The sequence below is a fragment of the Psychrobacter sp. G genome (assembly GCF_000418305.1).
Taxonomy (GTDB): domain Bacteria; phylum Pseudomonadota; class Gammaproteobacteria; order Pseudomonadales; family Moraxellaceae; genus Psychrobacter; species Psychrobacter cryohalolentis.
This window is the reverse complement of sequence record NC_021661.1, coordinates 2,547,354-2,563,688: the sequence shown is the minus strand read 5'-3', so window position 1 is coordinate 2,563,688 and position 16,335 is coordinate 2,547,354. Positions and strand designations below refer to the sequence as shown.

Annotated in this window: 14 protein-coding genes; 10 read left to right on the top strand and 4 right to left on the bottom strand. The window is 42.3% G+C overall.

Going from position 1 to position 16,335, the window contains the following annotated elements; translation table 11 throughout:
* A complete protein-coding gene (gene nadR, locus PSYCG_RS10730) occupies positions 1-1,047 on the bottom strand; it encodes a multifunctional transcriptional regulator/nicotinamide-nucleotide adenylyltransferase/ribosylnicotinamide kinase NadR (protein ID WP_020444218.1) in 1,047 nt (348 codons plus the stop codon).
* A 563-nt stretch (positions 1,048-1,610) separates the two neighbouring features.
* Between nadR and PSYCG_RS10725 the strand changes: the two genes are divergently transcribed.
* The 4 genes from PSYCG_RS10725 (at position 1,611) to PSYCG_RS10710 (ending at position 5,836) form a co-directional block, all read left to right on the top strand.
* Entirely contained in the window at positions 1,611-1,823 is a 213-nt protein-coding gene (locus tag PSYCG_RS10725) for a PspC domain-containing protein (RefSeq protein WP_020444217.1), read from the top strand.
* Positions 1,824-2,276: 453 nt separating this feature from the next.
* Positions 2,277-3,257, top strand: a complete 981-nt coding sequence (gene glyQ, locus PSYCG_RS10720; protein WP_187289147.1) for a glycine--tRNA ligase subunit alpha — start codon at positions 2,277-2,279, stop codon at positions 3,255-3,257.
* 9 nt (positions 3,258-3,266) lie between these two features.
* On the top strand, positions 3,267-5,360 hold the full coding sequence (gene glyS / locus PSYCG_RS10715) for a glycine--tRNA ligase subunit beta (RefSeq protein ID WP_020444215.1): 2,094 nt from the start codon (positions 3,267-3,269) through the stop codon (positions 5,358-5,360).
* Between the two features lie 149 nt (positions 5,361-5,509).
* Positions 5,510-5,836, top strand: a complete 327-nt coding sequence (locus PSYCG_RS10710) for a hypothetical protein (RefSeq protein ID WP_020444214.1) — start codon at positions 5,510-5,512, stop codon at positions 5,834-5,836.
* Between the two features lie 94 nt (positions 5,837-5,930).
* Here the strand turns inward: PSYCG_RS10710 and PSYCG_RS10705 are convergent, their stop codons facing one another.
* Positions 5,931-6,410, bottom strand: a complete 480-nt coding sequence (locus PSYCG_RS10705; protein ID WP_020444213.1) for a cell division protein ZapA — start codon at positions 6,408-6,410, stop codon at positions 5,931-5,933.
* A 107-nt stretch (positions 6,411-6,517) separates the two neighbouring features.
* Entirely contained in the window at positions 6,518-6,961 is a 444-nt protein-coding gene (locus PSYCG_RS10700) for a hypothetical protein (protein ID WP_011514369.1), read from the bottom strand.
* 214 nt (positions 6,962-7,175) lie between these two features.
* Here PSYCG_RS10700 and PSYCG_RS10695 point away from each other — a divergent pair, with 214 nt between their 5' ends.
* The 4 genes from PSYCG_RS10695 (at position 7,176) to PSYCG_RS10680 (ending at position 10,572) form a co-directional block, all read left to right on the top strand.
* On the top strand, positions 7,176-7,841 hold the full coding sequence (locus tag PSYCG_RS10695) for a UPF0149 family protein (protein WP_020444212.1): 666 nt from the start codon (positions 7,176-7,178) through the stop codon (positions 7,839-7,841).
* Positions 7,842-7,937: 96 nt separating this feature from the next.
* Entirely contained in the window at positions 7,938-8,435 is a 498-nt protein-coding gene (locus tag PSYCG_RS10690; protein ID WP_020444211.1) for a nucleoside deaminase, read from the top strand.
* A 34-nt stretch (positions 8,436-8,469) separates the two neighbouring features.
* Positions 8,470-9,720, top strand: coding sequence for an acetylornithine deacetylase (gene argE, locus PSYCG_RS10685; protein WP_020444210.1), 1,251 nt, complete (start codon positions 8,470-8,472; stop codon positions 9,718-9,720).
* A gap of 102 nt (positions 9,721-9,822) precedes the next feature.
* Positions 9,823-10,572 carry a LysE family translocator gene (locus PSYCG_RS10680; RefSeq protein ID WP_020444209.1) on the top strand — a complete coding sequence of 250 codons (750 nt, stop codon included), beginning with the start codon at positions 9,823-9,825 and terminating at the stop codon, positions 10,570-10,572.
* A gap of 247 nt (positions 10,573-10,819) precedes the next feature.
* On the opposite strand, the gene miaB is transcribed toward PSYCG_RS10680, so the two are convergent.
* Positions 10,820-12,310 carry a tRNA (N6-isopentenyl adenosine(37)-C2)-methylthiotransferase MiaB gene (miaB, locus tag PSYCG_RS10675; RefSeq protein WP_020444208.1) on the bottom strand — a complete coding sequence of 497 codons (1,491 nt, stop codon included), beginning with the start codon at positions 12,308-12,310 and terminating at the stop codon, positions 10,820-10,822.
* Positions 12,311-12,785: 475 nt separating this feature from the next.
* Here miaB and PSYCG_RS10670 point away from each other — a divergent pair, with 475 nt between their 5' ends.
* Both PSYCG_RS10670 and PSYCG_RS10665 read left to right on the top strand, forming a co-directional pair.
* Positions 12,786-14,978 carry a lytic transglycosylase domain-containing protein gene (locus PSYCG_RS10670; RefSeq protein ID WP_020444207.1) on the top strand — a complete coding sequence of 731 codons (2,193 nt, stop codon included), beginning with the start codon at positions 12,786-12,788 and terminating at the stop codon, positions 14,976-14,978.
* Positions 14,979-15,435: 457 nt separating this feature from the next.
* Positions 15,436-16,095 carry a ribonuclease T2 gene (locus tag PSYCG_RS10665; RefSeq protein WP_020444206.1) on the top strand — a complete coding sequence of 220 codons (660 nt, stop codon included), beginning with the start codon at positions 15,436-15,438 and terminating at the stop codon, positions 16,093-16,095.
* Positions 16,096-16,335 lie beyond the last annotated feature (240 nt).

Below are 16,335 nucleotides of genomic sequence, written 5' to 3'. Positions count from 1 at the left end.
TTACGGCTTTTGACCATAAACATACTGGTCGATAAATAACAATGTCTGCTGATAGCGCGCCTCATAATCTGGTTGATCAATCATATGTGGCTTAATATCATGACGGGCGAAAATATCCAATAGACGCGCCTCAAAACGACCACGTGCCTCAGGCGTACCTAAAGAGCGCATACCATCATCAATCCAAGGCACATTGTTATCGAGCATAATCGTATGGTCTAAGCGAAACTCATCAATGCAAGCGGCCACAAAAGGATGGGTGCGACCCTCGTACTCTTCACAAAAAGCTTGGGTCGTGACAAAATCGGTATCAATTATCGTCACTGGCGCCGTGGCTATGCTTGTTGCATCACGAATCGCTTGCGCATGGTGCAAGGCAATCGGTCCATAATCGCTATATTGTAATCCAATTTCGGTGCCGCCCAAATCTGTACCGACATAAACCCGTCCCATCTCAAGCGCAAAGCTAGCACCATAATAATTGGCAAGCTTATGCACCAATGTCGTCTTACCTGAGCTTTCGCCGCCGACAATAGCAACCGTCTTAGTATAGTTACTGCGTGCTTGCGGATGTAGCGCTGACCAATATGCGACCGGATTTCGTGCAATGGTATAAGAGTCAAAGTCAGGCTGTAACGGTGTTGTGACCACCTGCATGATTAGCTGCTTACCAATATCAGACTGTGCTAAAGGGTGGTTCTCTGCGACAAATAATACAGTTTCAGTAGGCAAGTTTAACGCATCTATCAAATGTTGCAGCTTAGCGTTACTGGCAGTGATATCAATCGTCACATCTGCAAAGCTTTCATGTACTGGCAGCTCAATCTCATCAGTGGTATGAATATGGATAAAAGCTAAATCAGCACAAGCCATCTGTAACCAACGCGCTTTATCTTGCAACGTGATTTTAAAATTTGGATGCGGCGATGGATGCGTCATAATGACAATATGTAAGTTTTTTGCTTGTCCTGCTGCGTCCAATATACTGCGCATTTGCCCCAAATGTAGCGGCTCAAAATGTCCAATCATCAATCCTGACTCGTACATAGCTGTCCTTATTCACACTTACTGAGTGCAATTTATTTTTAGTTGTCTAAAGTTTTTAGTATTTATAAGCATGGTATAAAGGTTCGTGAATACTTACCCGTAGATTATTGTAAATAGTCCCTATTTTATGGTGTATTTATCAATAAAATAATGATTTATCTGCTTATTATGTTTTCGTTTTACTAGATTATGATTCCAATAAATAAGCGATTATTTTTAAGATAGAATAATAAGGTCTAAGCATTTGGTTTCATTAAAGAATATAGCATATGTAACAAAAGGTGTAATATGCGAGAAACAAAGCTACCTCTGAAACAATTTGAAATAACTATTTAAAATCAGAGGTTTACGGGTGTTAATGAGAGGTTAGAGTAAGCTTAAGTAGCATAAATTCACAAAGCACGTCTACACAGCCAACAGATAGAAGAGAAATAATTGCTATACTTATTCATAAGTTTAAAGACAAACGTAAAACGTCTTTAACGTCTTTAATGTCTTTAAATAAATCATAAAGCAGTTCATAAAAGTAATACTAAAATAAATAATAAAAAGAGGTATTTGATTTGGCTAAGCTAGCAAAATTACATCGTTCACAGAATAATCGCATGATAGCGGGCGTGATGGGTGGCATTGCAGAATATGTCGGTTGGTCACCAACTTGGGTAAGAGTACTGTTTTTTATTGTCTCAACTTTGAGTGCCGCAGTACCTGGTATTTTGATTTATATCATATTATGGATCATCATGCCGAAGGCAAATGGTCAGTCTTATCAGTAAAGCATTGATTTATAAGAGTAGTGATAAAGTAAAATAGTTCAATAAGAAATTGCAATACCCCAAAAAACAAAAAGCCTGAACAATCAGGATGCCCAAGACATACCTTTCCTCCTGCCCAAATGCTCACGCATTTGGGTATTTTTTTATCCATACCATTGATTGCTTTTAAAATTAGAATTCACTCATAAATCTACTTATTGATGATCCATACACTAAATATTTCGGCATAGGGTGTAAATTTAGTTCAGGTAAATATAGATAAAATAGTCAATTTTTAGTAAGGTGAGCAGTCAAATAGACTCGTTGCTATATAGGCGATACGAGCGCTATCAATATTTTATTTCATAATACTAATTCCACAGTGGCTTTATTACGATGCCCCAAACTATGACAATCCAAACTATGACATCACAAGCGACAACCTCGATGACACAAGAAAAAGACTCTCAACCGATGACATTTCAAGATTTAATCATGACCTTGCAGAATTATTGGGCGGATAAGGGCTGCGTGATCTTACAGCCTTATGATATGGAAGTCGGCGCAGGTACGTTTCATACCGCAACATTTTTGCGCTCATTAGGTCCTGAGCGCTGGAACGCGGCCTATGTGCAGCCATCACGTCGTCCAACCGATGGTCGCTACGGTGATAACCCAAATCGTTTACAACATTATTATCAGTTTCAAGTGGTACTTAAGCCCAATCCGCCTAATATACAAGAGATGTATTTAGGCTCACTTGAGGCAATTGGTATTGATCCATTGGTGCATGATGTGCGTTTTGTGGAAGACAACTGGGAATCGCCAACGCTAGGTGCATGGGGACTTGGTTGGGAGATTTGGCTAAACGGTATGGAGGTGACCCAGTTTACGTACTTCCAGCAAGTAGGCGGTATTGAATGTTTCCCAGTGACTGGCGAGATTACCTATGGTCTTGAGCGCTTGGCAATGTATGTGCAAGGCGTCGATAGCGTATATGATTTGGTTTGGGCAGATGGTGAGTTTGGTCGTGTCACTTATGGTGATGTTTTCCATCAAAACGAAGTTGAGCAGTCTACCTATAACTTTGAACACGCAGATGTGCCAATGATGGGTCAGATGTTTGACTTTTATGAGCAGCAAGCGGATAAATTGGTTGCTGAAGGTTTGCCACTACCAGCCTATGAGATGGTACTAAAAGCCTCACATGCTTTTAACTTGCTTGATGCGCGCGGTGCCATTTCAGTGACTGAGCGTCAGCGTTTTATCCTACGTGTGCGTACGCTTGCTCGTAAGGTTGCTATTGGTTATGTCGAAGCACGCGCTAAGCTGGGCTTTCCGTTGGCGGATGAGGCGCATCGTCAAGCGGCGCTCGATAAGTATTTGCCAAAAGAAGACACTGACATGGCAACTGAAGAATTAAACACAAACCAATCAACTAACAATAATAAATAGGAGCATCCCATGAGTACTATTCTATTTGAACTGGGGTGTGAAGAGCTGCCTCCAAAAAGTCTAAAACCTTTACGTGACGCATTACAAGAAAGTGTTACCGAGCAATTAGCAGACGCTAATATTAGCTTCGATAGTATCAAAGCCTTTGCGGCACCGCGTCGTTTAGCAATACAGATTCAAGGCATTAGCGATAAACAGCCGGATCGTACTGAGGAAAAACGTGGACCTGCGATTAAAGCTGCCTTTAATGCTGATGGTAATCCTACCCGTGCGGCGATGGGCTTTGCAAAAGGCTTGGGTATTGAAGCCAGCGAGTTGACCACTATTAATACCGATAAAGGTGATTACGTCGGTTATGTGCAAACGATTCAGGGTCAAGCGACCACTGAGCTGCTACCTGCTATTTTTCAAACCGCACTTGATAATTTGCCGATTGCTAAACGTATGCGTTCAGGCGCGAGCCGCAATGAGTTCGTGCGTCCCGTACAGTGGGCAGTCTTGATGCAAGATCATGCTGTCATTAATGCGACCATTCAAGGTCATCAGACAGGGACGCAAACTCGTGGTCATCGCTTCCATAGCCCTGATTACCATAACATTGCGCACGCCAATGATTATGAGCAACTGCTTGATGGTTTAAAAGTGGTGGTAGATTTTGATAAGCGTCAAATGCTGATTAAAAACCAAGTCAAGGCATTGGCAGATGAGGTTAGTTCTGACGCTATCGTGCCGCAGAGTTTATTAGATGAAGTCACTGCATTGGTTGATTTCCCTATTGCCCTGCGTGCAAGCTTTGAAGCGCGCTTTTTGCAAGTGCCACAAGAAGCGCTTATTTCTACTATGCAAGCGGATCAAAAGTATTTTTGCTTAACCGATAAAGCAGGAAAATTGCAGCCATACTTTATCTTTATTACCAATATTGAGTCAAAAGATCCGAACCAAATCATTGAAGGTAATGAAAAGGTCGTGCGTCCACGTTTGGCTGATGCAGAGTTTTTCTTCTTACAAGATCAAAAGCAGCCATTATTTGCGCTGACAGAAAGCCTAAAAACTCGCGTCTTCCAAGACAAGCTGGGTACGATTTGGGAAAAATCTGAGCGCGTTGCCAAGCTTGCTGCATTTATCGCCGCCTTGATGCAACAACAAGGTAGTGAGATTAGTATAGATGAAACGGTGCGTGCGGGTATTTTGTCCAAAGCAGACTTGGCAAGCTCATTGGTTGGCGAGTATCCTGAATTACAAGGTATCGCTGGTACTTATTATGCACGTTTGAATGATGAGCCAGAAGCAGTCGCGGCAAGTTTAGAAGAGCAATATTTGCCTAAGTTCAGCGGTGACGTATTACCACAGACGCCAATTGGTATTTGCTTAGCATTAGCAGATCGTTTGGACACGTTAGTGGGTATTTTTGCCATTGACCAAGCACCGACAGGTTCAAAAGATCCATTTAGCTTACGTCGTTCTGCTATTGGTATTCTGCGTATTTTGATTGAGAAGCAGCTGCCAATTAATCTAGTGGCTCTCGTTGAGCAAGCCATTAAGGGCTATAGTACCGCGGAAGGTAGCAAGATTGCCAAGATGGGCGATACATTTACTCAAGTGATGGCATTTTTGAACTCGCGCTATCGGGCAATGTATACCGAGCAAGGCGTTAGCGTCGATACAATTCAGGCAGTACAAGCGATTAACCCGCATATGCCACTTGATTTTGATCAGCGTATTCGTGCCGTACAAGCATTTAGCGAATTGTCACAAGCTTCAATGTTGGCTGATTCAAACAAACGTGTCGCCAATATATTAGCCAAGTCAGAAGTGAGCGTTGCTGACACTGTTGATGAAGCTCTACTATCTGAATCTGCTGAGCAAAATTTATATGCGAGTGTGAAGCAAGCGCAGACAGTGGTACAACCATTACTTGAGCAAGCTGACTATACGCAAGTATTGCAAACGCTTACTAGCTTAGATGAGCCGTTGACGCAATTCTTTGATAATGTGATGGTCAATAGTGAAGATACGGCGCTTAAAGCCAACCGCTTAGCGTTGCTTAAGCAAGTACGCGCATTGTTTTTAACTGTGGCTGATATCAGTGAGCTACAGTTATAGTTTGGTCCCTGATAGCTTAGTCACTATAACGGCTAAATAATGTATTCTATAAAATAAAAACTGGCTCACTGTTGTGGCCAGTTTTTTATATGATTATTCTGAAGCGTTGCGTTTATAATGTATTCAGCCATATTTGAAGGAGCGCTGCCGTGTTAGCTGTTATTATTATCATCATCATTATCTGGGTTTCGATGTGGGGATTTTATAAGTTCATGTACCCGCGTGCGCCCAAAAGCATGATGCCCAAAAAAGGCGATGTTATTACACCGCGTCAGTGTGACTTTTGTGGCAATAGCTTGGCTGAATATCGTGGCGTGCTTGAAAGCAATATTAACGCTAAAACGATTGATGTCAGCGTTGATGCTGATGCCAACATGGCGTCAGAGATTACGGATAAATCAGCATCTGGTGAGCTTTTCTTTTGCAATTATGAGCACCAAGCAGATTTTCATGCAGGTAAGGTTTATCAGCCATAAGTCTAAAAACAGCATTATCTAATGATCATAAAAAACGCTTAGTTTATGAAACTAAGCGTTTGATAGATTTATAAGTATCAAGAACTGCATTGGCTTATAAAATAGAATGAGCATCTTGAATAACTTTGTTTAGCAAAGCCATAGACTGCTTATCTTGTTGCCCGCGATCTTCTTCACCTCTTTCATGAGTTTGGATTTTTTCATATAAATTTAGGCAGCATAATACCAGTAAGCTTTCTTGGCTAAGACTTGGTGCGTCTCTTTTTAAATTTAAAGCAAAATCGTTTATATAAGATACTGCTGAACGCAACTCTTCTTGTTCATGTACTGGGCAGTAGATAGGATAAGTAATGCCAGCAATCGCAATATCGACTTTCTTGATTTGCGGCTCAGGTGCGCTATTTACTTTAGCAGCGGGGCTGCTTTGCGTATTTGCATTAGTTGATACAGTACTTTGTGCTTGAGGCTCAGTTTTTTGTGCCTGACTATTTTTTACTTGGTTGGTTTCTACTTGAGCATTCTTTACTGAGCTGTTTTTCTGTTTTTCAGTGATTTTGTTATGGTTGTCGGTCATGATAAATCCTACAATGTCTGGTCAATAAAGTGGAAGAGGGATACTGTCATCGTGAGCGTTTGTGAGCTTCATTAACGAAAATAGTGCTAACTTTTGACTATAAGACACTACTGGCTTTCTGTTTGATCAATACGGGTTAAGCGCTGCAATACCACTTGTGTACGCTCCGCTGCCAATTCATTCTTCTTTTTTAAGTCACTGTTTTGCTGCTTGATATCGCTATACTGCTGCTTTAATTCATTATTATGCTGTTTTAGGTCATGGTTTTGTTGTGCTAGTAGCTCAATCTGCTTATGAAGTTTATCTTGCTCTTCACCGATCATATGGTGCGCTTCAGCCAAGCTTTGGTAGCGTTTATCAAGATCATTAAATTGTTTTTTGGCACCATCGCGTTCTGTATAGCTGCTATCTAACTTAGTTTTTAGGGCGCTCAGTTCTTTCGGGTCGGTTAATGGTTGTTGCTTGAGACTGCTAAGTTCAGCACTGACAAGCTGATACTGTTTTTTGATGTCGAGTATCATTTTTTCTAATATTCTAAGTTGGTCATACATAGTCAGTTTTTATCCTTAACAAATAAGCGTAAATGAATGTTGTTGTCTGCGTTTAATAATGCCATAGGTGACCGCATAATATCTATACCAACAAAGTAATTACCAGCATTGGGCTTGATCTCTTTATTTTTTATGAATCACTGCCTCATCGATAACATTGTACTGATTTTATTTTATAAGCAATCATTAACCATCAATTATTAGGACATCTATTATGAATGACAATATCTCTGGCTGGAATACGTGGCTAAAGGCTTTTGACGACTGGACTGATGTGTCTATCAGTGAGGTACATGGTCTAATGACGGGGCTGATGACTGCTTGCGACGCGCCTGATGAACAGGTATGGGCCAAGGTATTTGAAGAATTGAGTTTTGCGCCATTACCTGACGAAGCGTTGACCTTGCTGACTGAAGAAGCCGAAGACACCGTATTTCAGCTAAAAGACAAGGATGATGCTTATTCCTATACGCCGCTTGTGCCAGATGATGAACATGACCTATACGAGCGCGTAATGGCATTGAAACAGTGGGCAAATGGTTTTATGACAGGTTTTGGCATCACAGATTGTCGTCTGAGCAGTGAAGAAAACGAGATGCTTACCGATTTGGCAAAAATTGGTGGCATTCGTTTAGAAGATGATGAAGATTTCGAAGGCGGCGAAGAGTCTTATTTGTACATTTATGAATTTGCACGTATGGTACCAGTGAGCTTTGCCACTCGTCAGCGTAAGCCTGTGAAAGACATTGCGCTAATTGCTGGTCTTGCTATCGATGCCAAAACCACTAAAGAGTTACAATCAGAAGGTAAGGCTTCTAATACTAGGCCAAAACCTATGCCGCCAGTCATTGATGTGATGAATCAAAACCATCCATCGTAAGTCAGATCCGTCATAAAGGGTTTGGTAAGATATGGAGTAATATAAAGCCTAATAAAGGACTGTAATTTGCTATAAGGTAATAAAAGGGAGATTGAGATGATAACTGGGAATGATGATAAAGCAGATGATATGATTCATTTGCGCCGCTCTATTGAGCTTGCTACCGAAGCCTTAGAGGCAGGTGATGAGCCATTTGGGAGTGTGTTGGTCGCTGGTGATGGTCAAGTGTTGCACGAAGACCGTAATCGCGCCAATAGCGTCGATGCTACTTATCACCCTGAGATTGCTGTTGCCCAATGGGCAGCAAAGCATATGACGGCTGAAGCGCGTGCGCAAGCAGTGGTTTATACTTCCGGTGAGCATTGTGCTATGTGCTCCGCCGCTCATGCGTGGTCAGGGCTTGGTCGCATTGTTTATGTTAGCTCCTCAAAACAGTTGGATGAATGGATGCAGGAGATGGGTGTAAAATCTTCATCACCAATCAATTCATTAAGTATTCAAGAGGTAGCACCAAATGTGCCAGTTGAAGGTCCGATTGCTGGATTAGATGCAGAAGTAAAAATGCTGCAACAACGTGCATTTCAAAGACGCTAAGCTCTTTTTATCTTTATCGTATTAAGGATTTTTTATGACTGTATCAACTCGTACTGATGGCTTATCTCACGCTGTAATGGATACTGATTATCCATCGAATAGCATTGACTGGCTTACAAGGCTGATTGCTTTTGATACGGTCAGTCGCCATTCAAATTTGGCATTGATTGAAGATGTGCAACGCTATTGTGAGCAATTAGGCTTAAGCGTAGATTTGACCTTTAATGATGCCAAAAATAAAGCCAATTTATTTGTCACCGTAGCAGCAGGTGGCAATGCTAATAACAGTGCTGATATCATCAATCATGGTTTGGTGCTATCAGGGCATACTGATGTCGTACCAGTTGATGGTCAAGCATGGACATCAGAGCCATTTACTGCGACGATTCGTGGTGACAAGCTATATGGACGCGGTGCTTGCGATATGAAAGGCTTTATTGCGTGTGCGCTGACGCTATTGCCACAAGCTGTCGAGCTCTCTAACAATGGTCAACTGCGCCGTCCATTGCATTTGGCGTTGTCGTTTGATGAAGAAGTCGGCTGCTTGGGTGCGCCATTAATTTTGGCAGACTTAAAAGCTCGCGGTATCACTCCTGATTATTGTATCGTCGGTGAGCCCACCAATATGGCGATGGTCGTGGCGCATAAAGGTATTGCTGTTTATCGCTGCCGCGTCCACGGCAAATCTGCGCACTCATCATTGACAGCAACAGGTGTGAACGCCATCAGTTATGCCAGTCGTTTGATTGGCTATGTTGATACCTTGGCAGAAGAAATAAGCCATCGTGATGATAATGATGCACTGTTCGATGTCCCTTATTCGACATTGTCTGTGGGCACCATACAAGGTGGTACAGCGACCAATATTGTGCCCAATCTGTGTGAGTTCACCTTTGATTATCGCAACCTGCCACACATGACACAGAACGACATTCTGCTACCGATTCAAGCAAAAGTCGCAGAATTAAGTGCACAGATGCAAGCGCGCGCTGCCGATACCGGCATTGAGCTGATGCAAGAAGAAAGCGTACCGGCAATGACAGATAATGATAGTGCTGAGCTACAAGAATTGATAGTGGCACTGACAGGTGACACTCAACGCCATAAAGTTGCTTACGCTACCGAAGGCGGGCAGTTTACTAATAGCGGTATCCCAACGATTATCTGTGGTCCCGGCAGTATTGAACAGGCGCATAAAGCCGATGAATATGTTAAGTTAAATGAGATTGAGCGCTGTGATAGCTTCTTACAGCGTCTATTAGAAAGTTGTACTATGGATAGATAAACCGCAAGGTTTAGGTCGTGGTTGGTATAATAAACACCGTCTTTATGGCGGTGTTTATTTTTTCGTTTAGTCAGTTTAAAATAAAACAGTAGGGGTTGGTTGATGTCTTGGCATCTGTTTGCGGTATTTTTTGCAAGTACGTTTTTTATCTCAGCGACACCGGGCCCGAATATGCTACTGGCATTTCAGTATGGGATTAATTACGGGGTCAAGCGGACATTATGGACGCTGGCAGGTCTCAGCCTTGGGCTGTTTATCCTGTTGCTCTCGACGCTACTAGGCTTGGATGTCATTAGCCGTCAGTCGCCATGGTTATTGACGGTCATTAAGACAGTCGGTGCCATTTACCTTATTTATTTGGGTGTTGCATCGTGGCGTGATAGTGGCAGCAATAGTAGCTTAATGAATGACGCCAATGCTATGAGCGAAGAAATTAGCGCAGAGTTAGCAACAAGCTCAAATCGCCCTGATAGCATTCATAAATCTGAGACACTCAAGCCGCGCTCGCTCTCTAGTGCTGCGGTCAAGATGGCACCTAGTAATGCTATGCTATTTCGCACAGGCATGTGGGTATCACTTTCTAACCCAAAGGCAATTTTATTTTTTGCAGCCTTCTTTCCTAAATTCATTAATTTTGGTGCGCCACTATGGCCGCAATATATTGTGCTTACCTTAGGACTGTTTCTCAGTGAGACGATTTGGCAGATAATATATACATTAGGCGGTAAAAAGCTGGCAGGGTGGTTAGATGTTGGTAAGCGTTTAGCTTGGCTCAATCGTGGTTGCGGCATTATATTTATATTAATTGCAGTCGCTTTATTGGCTGATGTGTTCAATAGTTTTATGATTTAAAAGTCGCGATTAATCATATTCAGTCTTAAATAAAATAAGTACAAATATTATAACGCGCTACTGGTATAAATTTTTCTTGCTTGCTGTGCCTGCGCAGACAGAGGCGGCGCAAAACTTATCCCAGTGGCACTGTGTTTGATTTATAGTGGTTTGACTATATTCATATCAAGGCTGATATTTAGTCATAAAAAAGCCGTTCACTAATGAATAGTGAACGGCTTTTTCGATATTTTATTTGCACCAATGATTAAGCCAAAACTGCTTCAATCTCGCCTTTTACCATGTGCGGACTCACAAAATCGGTAATACGTACGCTCACAATTTTACCCAACATCTCATCCATTTCATCTATCGCATAAGGGAACATTACGGTACGGGTATTGTCTGCTGTACCAATTAAACAATCAGGATGACGATTGGCGACTTGCTCGACTAAGACGCGAGTCGTGGTGCCGACCATCTCATGGGTTTTAGCAAGCGTTGAGTCGATAATAACTTTTTGGAATTCTGCCAAGCGCTCTTTCTTAATTTTGAAGCTCACATCGTCCGGTAGTTCTGCTGCTGGCGTACCTGGACGCTTAGAATAGATAAAGCTATAAGAGTGATCAAAGTTTAACTCTTTTGCCAAGTTCAGCGTATCTTGGAAATCTTGATCTGTTTCACCTGGGAAGCCAATGATAAAGTCGCTAGATAAGTGAATATCAGGACGTATGGCTTTGAGCTTATTAATTTGATTAATATAAACATCAATCGTATGATTGCGCTTCATTGCTGCCAATATCGCATTTGAGCCGCTTTGTACAGGCAGATGCAAGTGTGATACCAGCTCTGGCAGTTGCGCGTAAGCGTCAATGATATCATCAGTGAACTCTAGCGGATGGCTGGTTGTATAACGAATACGCTCAACACCATCGACGTGTGACACATAATGTAAGAGTTCTGCGAAACGGCAAATACTGCCATCGTCTTTTTCGCCGCGATAGCCATTAACGTTTTGACCGAGTAGATTGATTTCACGCACACCTTGTGCCGCTAAGCTGTCAATTTCAGCCAATACATCGTCCAGTGGACGTGACAATTCTTCACCACGTGTATAAGGCACGACGCAGAATGAGCAATACTTAGAGCAGCCTTCCATAATGGAAACAAAAGCTTTAAATCCTTCTACTCTTGGCTCTGGTAAAAAATCAAACTTTTCGATACTTGGGAAGGATACATCCACCGTACCAATACGGTTCTTAGGCGCAATCTCACGTTGCTCATGCGATTGGTCATACAGCTCTGGCAAACGGTGCAACGTTTGCGGACCGAATACCATATCGACATAAGGCGCGCGCTTTTGAATGTTATCGCCTTCTTGCGAAGCCACACAACCACCAACACCAATAACAAGATCAGGGCGTTTTTCTTTCAATTTGCGCCAGCGACCCAATTCTGAAAAGACTTTTTCTTGGGCTTTTTCGCGAATGGAGCAAGTATTCATCAGCAGTACATCGGCTTCGTCGATATTATGCGTCACTTCCATACCATGTGAGTCACCAAGCACATCAAGCATTTTGCCCGAGTCATAGACATTCATCTGACAGCCTTGGGTGGTGACAAATACCTTTTTGGTAGTTGATTTTACAGGAGCTTGTGCTGAACTTAGTTCATTGAGTGCAGTGACCGCAGGCGTGACAGCGGTAATGTCAGAGGCAGCAGCGTCATCGATGCGGGGATTGAATACAGTAACACTCATAAGGATAAGTCCATGATTGACCAAAAATATAGCGGGCTAGCCGATTAACAGGTGGCGTATTTTATCACAACCCCGCGCTAATGTGAAAAGTTAGCGTCTGCTCATTATTATAAGTAGATTGGATTATTTATAATAGTATCAATTGCTTATCGATCGTTATTTGGTTATAACTAAGATGCATAATGATTGATGCCGATTTGTACGCGATAACACCTTCGTGTTACGCGGTGCTATCCAATTTATTAATGAAAAGTAAAGCTTATGGTTGAAAGTGCAACGAGTATAGTATGATGAATGCCATCCTATTAGCGTCATTGAATAAATCCTGATTTCTATCTGTCTAAAATATCGATTTAGGAATGTATTTTTTAAACCTATATTTTAGAATCATTTGATTAGAGTCACTTTTTTAAAAGCCTTTTTAAAATATTATTTAAGACCCATTATATAAGACCCACTATAAAAGAGAGTCAGTATGAAAAAGCCGCAGGTTGCTCCTGATATGATTGATAAAAATATATATCAAAATAATACGCATAAGAGTTCTAAAACAATGACGCTTAAAAAAAGCGCGCTGAGCTTGGCAGCGGCTGTCGGTGCTTTGGGCTTTTCGCAAGTAGCCTGTGCAGAATTGACATGGGGTGAGAGCGGCAGTTCTGAGCAACAAGGCAAATATCAAGTAGAGCGCTATCAGCCTGATGGCTATCAACCAAACAGTCAACAAAACACTTCTCAACAAAACAATGCTTATCAATCAGATAATGGCGTGGGTTCATTCACCGCAGCAGCCATTGCGGCAGAGCGCGGCGATGTCAATGCGCTTTATGATTATGAGCAAGTTATGAGCGGTGGCTTATTTGCCATGTATCCTACTTACTGGCGGATGAATGTAGATTTGAATTCGCAAAGCCCTGCGGCAGTGTCGCAGTTTGTGCGCCAATACCCAGATACGGTCATGGCAGAAAAACTGGCTGCTGATTTTGCTGAAACCAAAGCGGGTTCAAATGATTATGCTGCCGTGCGCCAAGTGGCAAATCTGATCACCAATGCCGATGACAGTGAGAAGTGCGCGGTTGCGCTTGGGTTTAATAATGGCGGCGATACCATGCGTGCTATGGCAGCGAAGTCTGATGTCTGGTTGACCACCAAAAAACAGCCAGCTCTATGTGATCAGCTAGCGCTTGAGATGAATAATAACGCCTTAATTAGCAATCCAGAGAGAGTTTCTCGCCTCAAACGTATGCTGCGTAAAGGCAAAACCGGTGATATCATGGCGTTATCTTCGCGCTTAGGTATGCCCATTCCTTATGCATCACTGAGTGACATCCAGCTTAATCCATCATCGTTCTTTAGTCGTTTCGCCCGCGAACCTGCCAGCCAAACCAATCAATATTTGTACCTTTATGCGATGGGACGTGTTGCCGAAAAGTCTTATCGTGAGGCGGCGTTGCAGTTAGAGTTTGATATAAAGCAAGACAATCAGCGTTCAGCCAAACTGTTAACCGATGATACTCGCCGCGCAGCTTATCGTACTCTTGGTGTGCAACGCATGAATCACAATACCGATGATGGCTTTAACGTTGAAGCCGTAGACTGGTTCCGTAACAGCTTAGACAATGACTTTAGTTTTGAAGAAGCAGAATATTATGCCATGGCAGCGATTCGTTTTAGTCGCTGGGATGATGTGGTCGAAGCCATCTCAAGAATGGATGCCGAAACCCAAAAAGCCAATCAATGGCAATATTGGCTGGCACGTGCTTATGAGCAGTCAAATGATGGCAGCAAGCGCAATACTGCTAAGAAAATGTATCAAAATCTCGCTAAAAGTAACGAATATTATGGTTTGATGGCAAAGGAAAAAGTTGGTCAACGTTTTGATGCCAGCCGTTTGGGGGGTAGTAATTTACCTAATGTCAGTAGCGCGGATCGTGCGCGCGTCATGCAAAATCAACATTTTGCCCGTGCATTTGCGTTATATAACGCTGATGCCAGCCGAGCTTATGCCAATCGTGAGTGGAACTGGGCGGTCAAAAAAGCACGTGATAACCGTGATGAAAAATTAATCATTGCAGCAGCGCGTCAAGCCTATGATATGGGCTGGCTAGACCGTGCGATATATGCCATTGACAATACTGACAACGTCAATAGTCTTGCAATATCGCATCCGATGCCGCACCAAGATGCTGTAGTACGCTATAGTCAGTCGGCTGGTATCGATCCCGCTTGGGCATATGGCATCATGCGTCAAGAGAGCCGATTTGTAGCCTCTGCGCGCTCAAATGTCGGCGCAAGTGGACTGATGCAAGTCATGCCAGATACCGCAAAATATATTGCTCGTAATTTGGGCGAGACATATAGCGCAAGTCGTGCCAATAGCGGTGATACCAATATCCGTTATGGCACATGGTATATGGGTGATATCTTTGGGAAGCTAAACAGTCAGCCTGTATTGGCGACGGCGGGCTACAATGCTGGTCCAAACAATGCCAAGCGTTGGCAGCCAACCTATGGCTCACTGGCGGCGGATCAGTACGTTGAGTCTATTGCTTTTCCTGAAACACGGAATTATGTCAAACATGTGATGGAAAATGCCACCATCTATAGCAGCTTATTAGGTAATGGTCAGCCAATCACTCAGCGTATGGGTACCGTACCTGCCGCATTTTAATTTGAGTAATAGTAAAAAACCATTAACGATAAAAGGTTAATGGTTTTTTTACAGCTGCAATTTGTTAGCTTAGCAATCGTATTTTGACGACCAAATTTTTTTAATAATGACAATGGTCAATATAGATGATTCATCTATCATGCATGTTTACGTTTTTGCTATAGATTAAAAGAGAGTTTTTGCTACCATTGTTGTCATTATGAGTGATTTTTTCATAAGGTGTTTTTGAGGTAATCAATCTTTGCTTTGAGCTTGATTAGCCAATTTGAGTAATACTACCCGAATCTAGAAGCTATTTTGCAAAAGCTGATTTTTATAATTACTCAATACTTTACCTTCACATAATAAAAATACCTCAATCTGCCTATATCGTTGCACGCTAGGCATCGGTTAACTCTCTAAACCAAACTGGGCTTGATGCCAAAAAACAGTGATATCAGAGTACGTAAGTGACAATATGACAAGTAAACAGTATAACTATAGCGGTTGGACAGCTTTTAGTATCGCCACTTTGCTACTGTTGCAAGGGACAATGGCTATGTCTGCCCAAGCGGCTAACGCGAGTAAAAGTGGTCATCGCGTGCTGATGATTGAGATGACACCAGCATTATGTAACTTGCAACCAACGCGTTCACGTATGCGTCAGTGTCTCGAAGGCTATTCTTTGACTGTGTCTGGTTTGGACATGGGTTATGGAGAACGCTGCGGACGTGGTAGTGAACCGCGTATCACACCGCTACAGCTAAAAGTCGTCAATCGTATTATGCCCGATACCACAGTGCGTACCCAAGCGTGGCAACGTTATGGCGCTTGTAGTCCATTAAGCTCCAGTAATTACTTCCGCCAAATCACTAACTATGCGGGCGCTCTCAAGCTGCCAAATGAGCTAAACACGGGCAATAGTTATACGGTATTAAAATCTCGTTTTATCGGTCAAATGACCAGCTTGAATAGTGGTATGACTCCTGCTAGTGTCGATCTGATTTGTCAGGCAGGTACGCAACGTCAAATGATATTGACGGATGTACATGTCTGTTATGAAGGCAGTGAATTTGGCAACTGTCATAATGTCGTGGACAATTGTGGCAGTAAATTCGTTATTTCAGGCGGTAAATAATCCTTCTTTGTCTGGTTTGATTATCTCTCCTTTTACATCGCCTACCCTACGTTTAACCTATTTCTATCCTGCTATATAAATTGCCAATATATCATCGTATAAAATGTAACAATATAGTTAGGGATGGGTTTATGGCTTTATCTAGACGCTTAATAGACTGAAGTGCTACACTAGCTCTCGGTTTATGACTACTATATTAATCGAGTAAGCATTCAGCGAGTAAATCGCTATCTAAATCGA

Excerpts from the sequence above, each read along its gene's own strand:
- glyQ (WP_187289147.1), top strand. The coding sequence starts at position 2,277 with ATGACATTTCAAGATTTAATCATGACCTTGCAGAATTATTGGGCGGAT.
- nadR (WP_020444218.1), bottom strand. The coding sequence starts at position 1,047 with ATGTACGAGTCAGGATTGATGATTGGACATTTTGAGCCGCTACATTTG.
- PSYCG_RS10695 (WP_020444212.1), top strand. The coding sequence starts at position 7,176 with ATGAATGACAATATCTCTGGCTGGAATACGTGGCTAAAGGCTTTTGAC.
- glyS (WP_020444215.1), top strand. The coding sequence starts at position 3,267 with ATGAGTACTATTCTATTTGAACTGGGGTGTGAAGAGCTGCCTCCAAAA.
- PSYCG_RS10705 (WP_020444213.1), bottom strand. The coding sequence starts at position 6,410 with ATGACCGACAACCATAACAAAATCACTGAAAAACAGAAAAACAGCTCA.
- PSYCG_RS10700 (WP_011514369.1), bottom strand. The coding sequence starts at position 6,961 with ATGTATGACCAACTTAGAATATTAGAAAAAATGATACTCGACATCAAA.
- PSYCG_RS10690 (WP_020444211.1), top strand. The coding sequence starts at position 7,938 with ATGATAACTGGGAATGATGATAAAGCAGATGATATGATTCATTTGCGC.
- argE (WP_020444210.1), top strand. The coding sequence starts at position 8,470 with ATGACTGTATCAACTCGTACTGATGGCTTATCTCACGCTGTAATGGAT.
- PSYCG_RS10670 (WP_020444207.1), top strand. The coding sequence starts at position 12,786 with ATGAAAAAGCCGCAGGTTGCTCCTGATATGATTGATAAAAATATATAT.
- PSYCG_RS10665 (WP_020444206.1), top strand. The coding sequence starts at position 15,436 with ATGACAAGTAAACAGTATAACTATAGCGGTTGGACAGCTTTTAGTATC.
- PSYCG_RS10680 (WP_020444209.1), top strand. The coding sequence starts at position 9,823 with ATGTCTTGGCATCTGTTTGCGGTATTTTTTGCAAGTACGTTTTTTATC.
- miaB (WP_020444208.1), bottom strand. The coding sequence starts at position 12,310 with ATGAGTGTTACTGTATTCAATCCCCGCATCGATGACGCTGCTGCCTCT.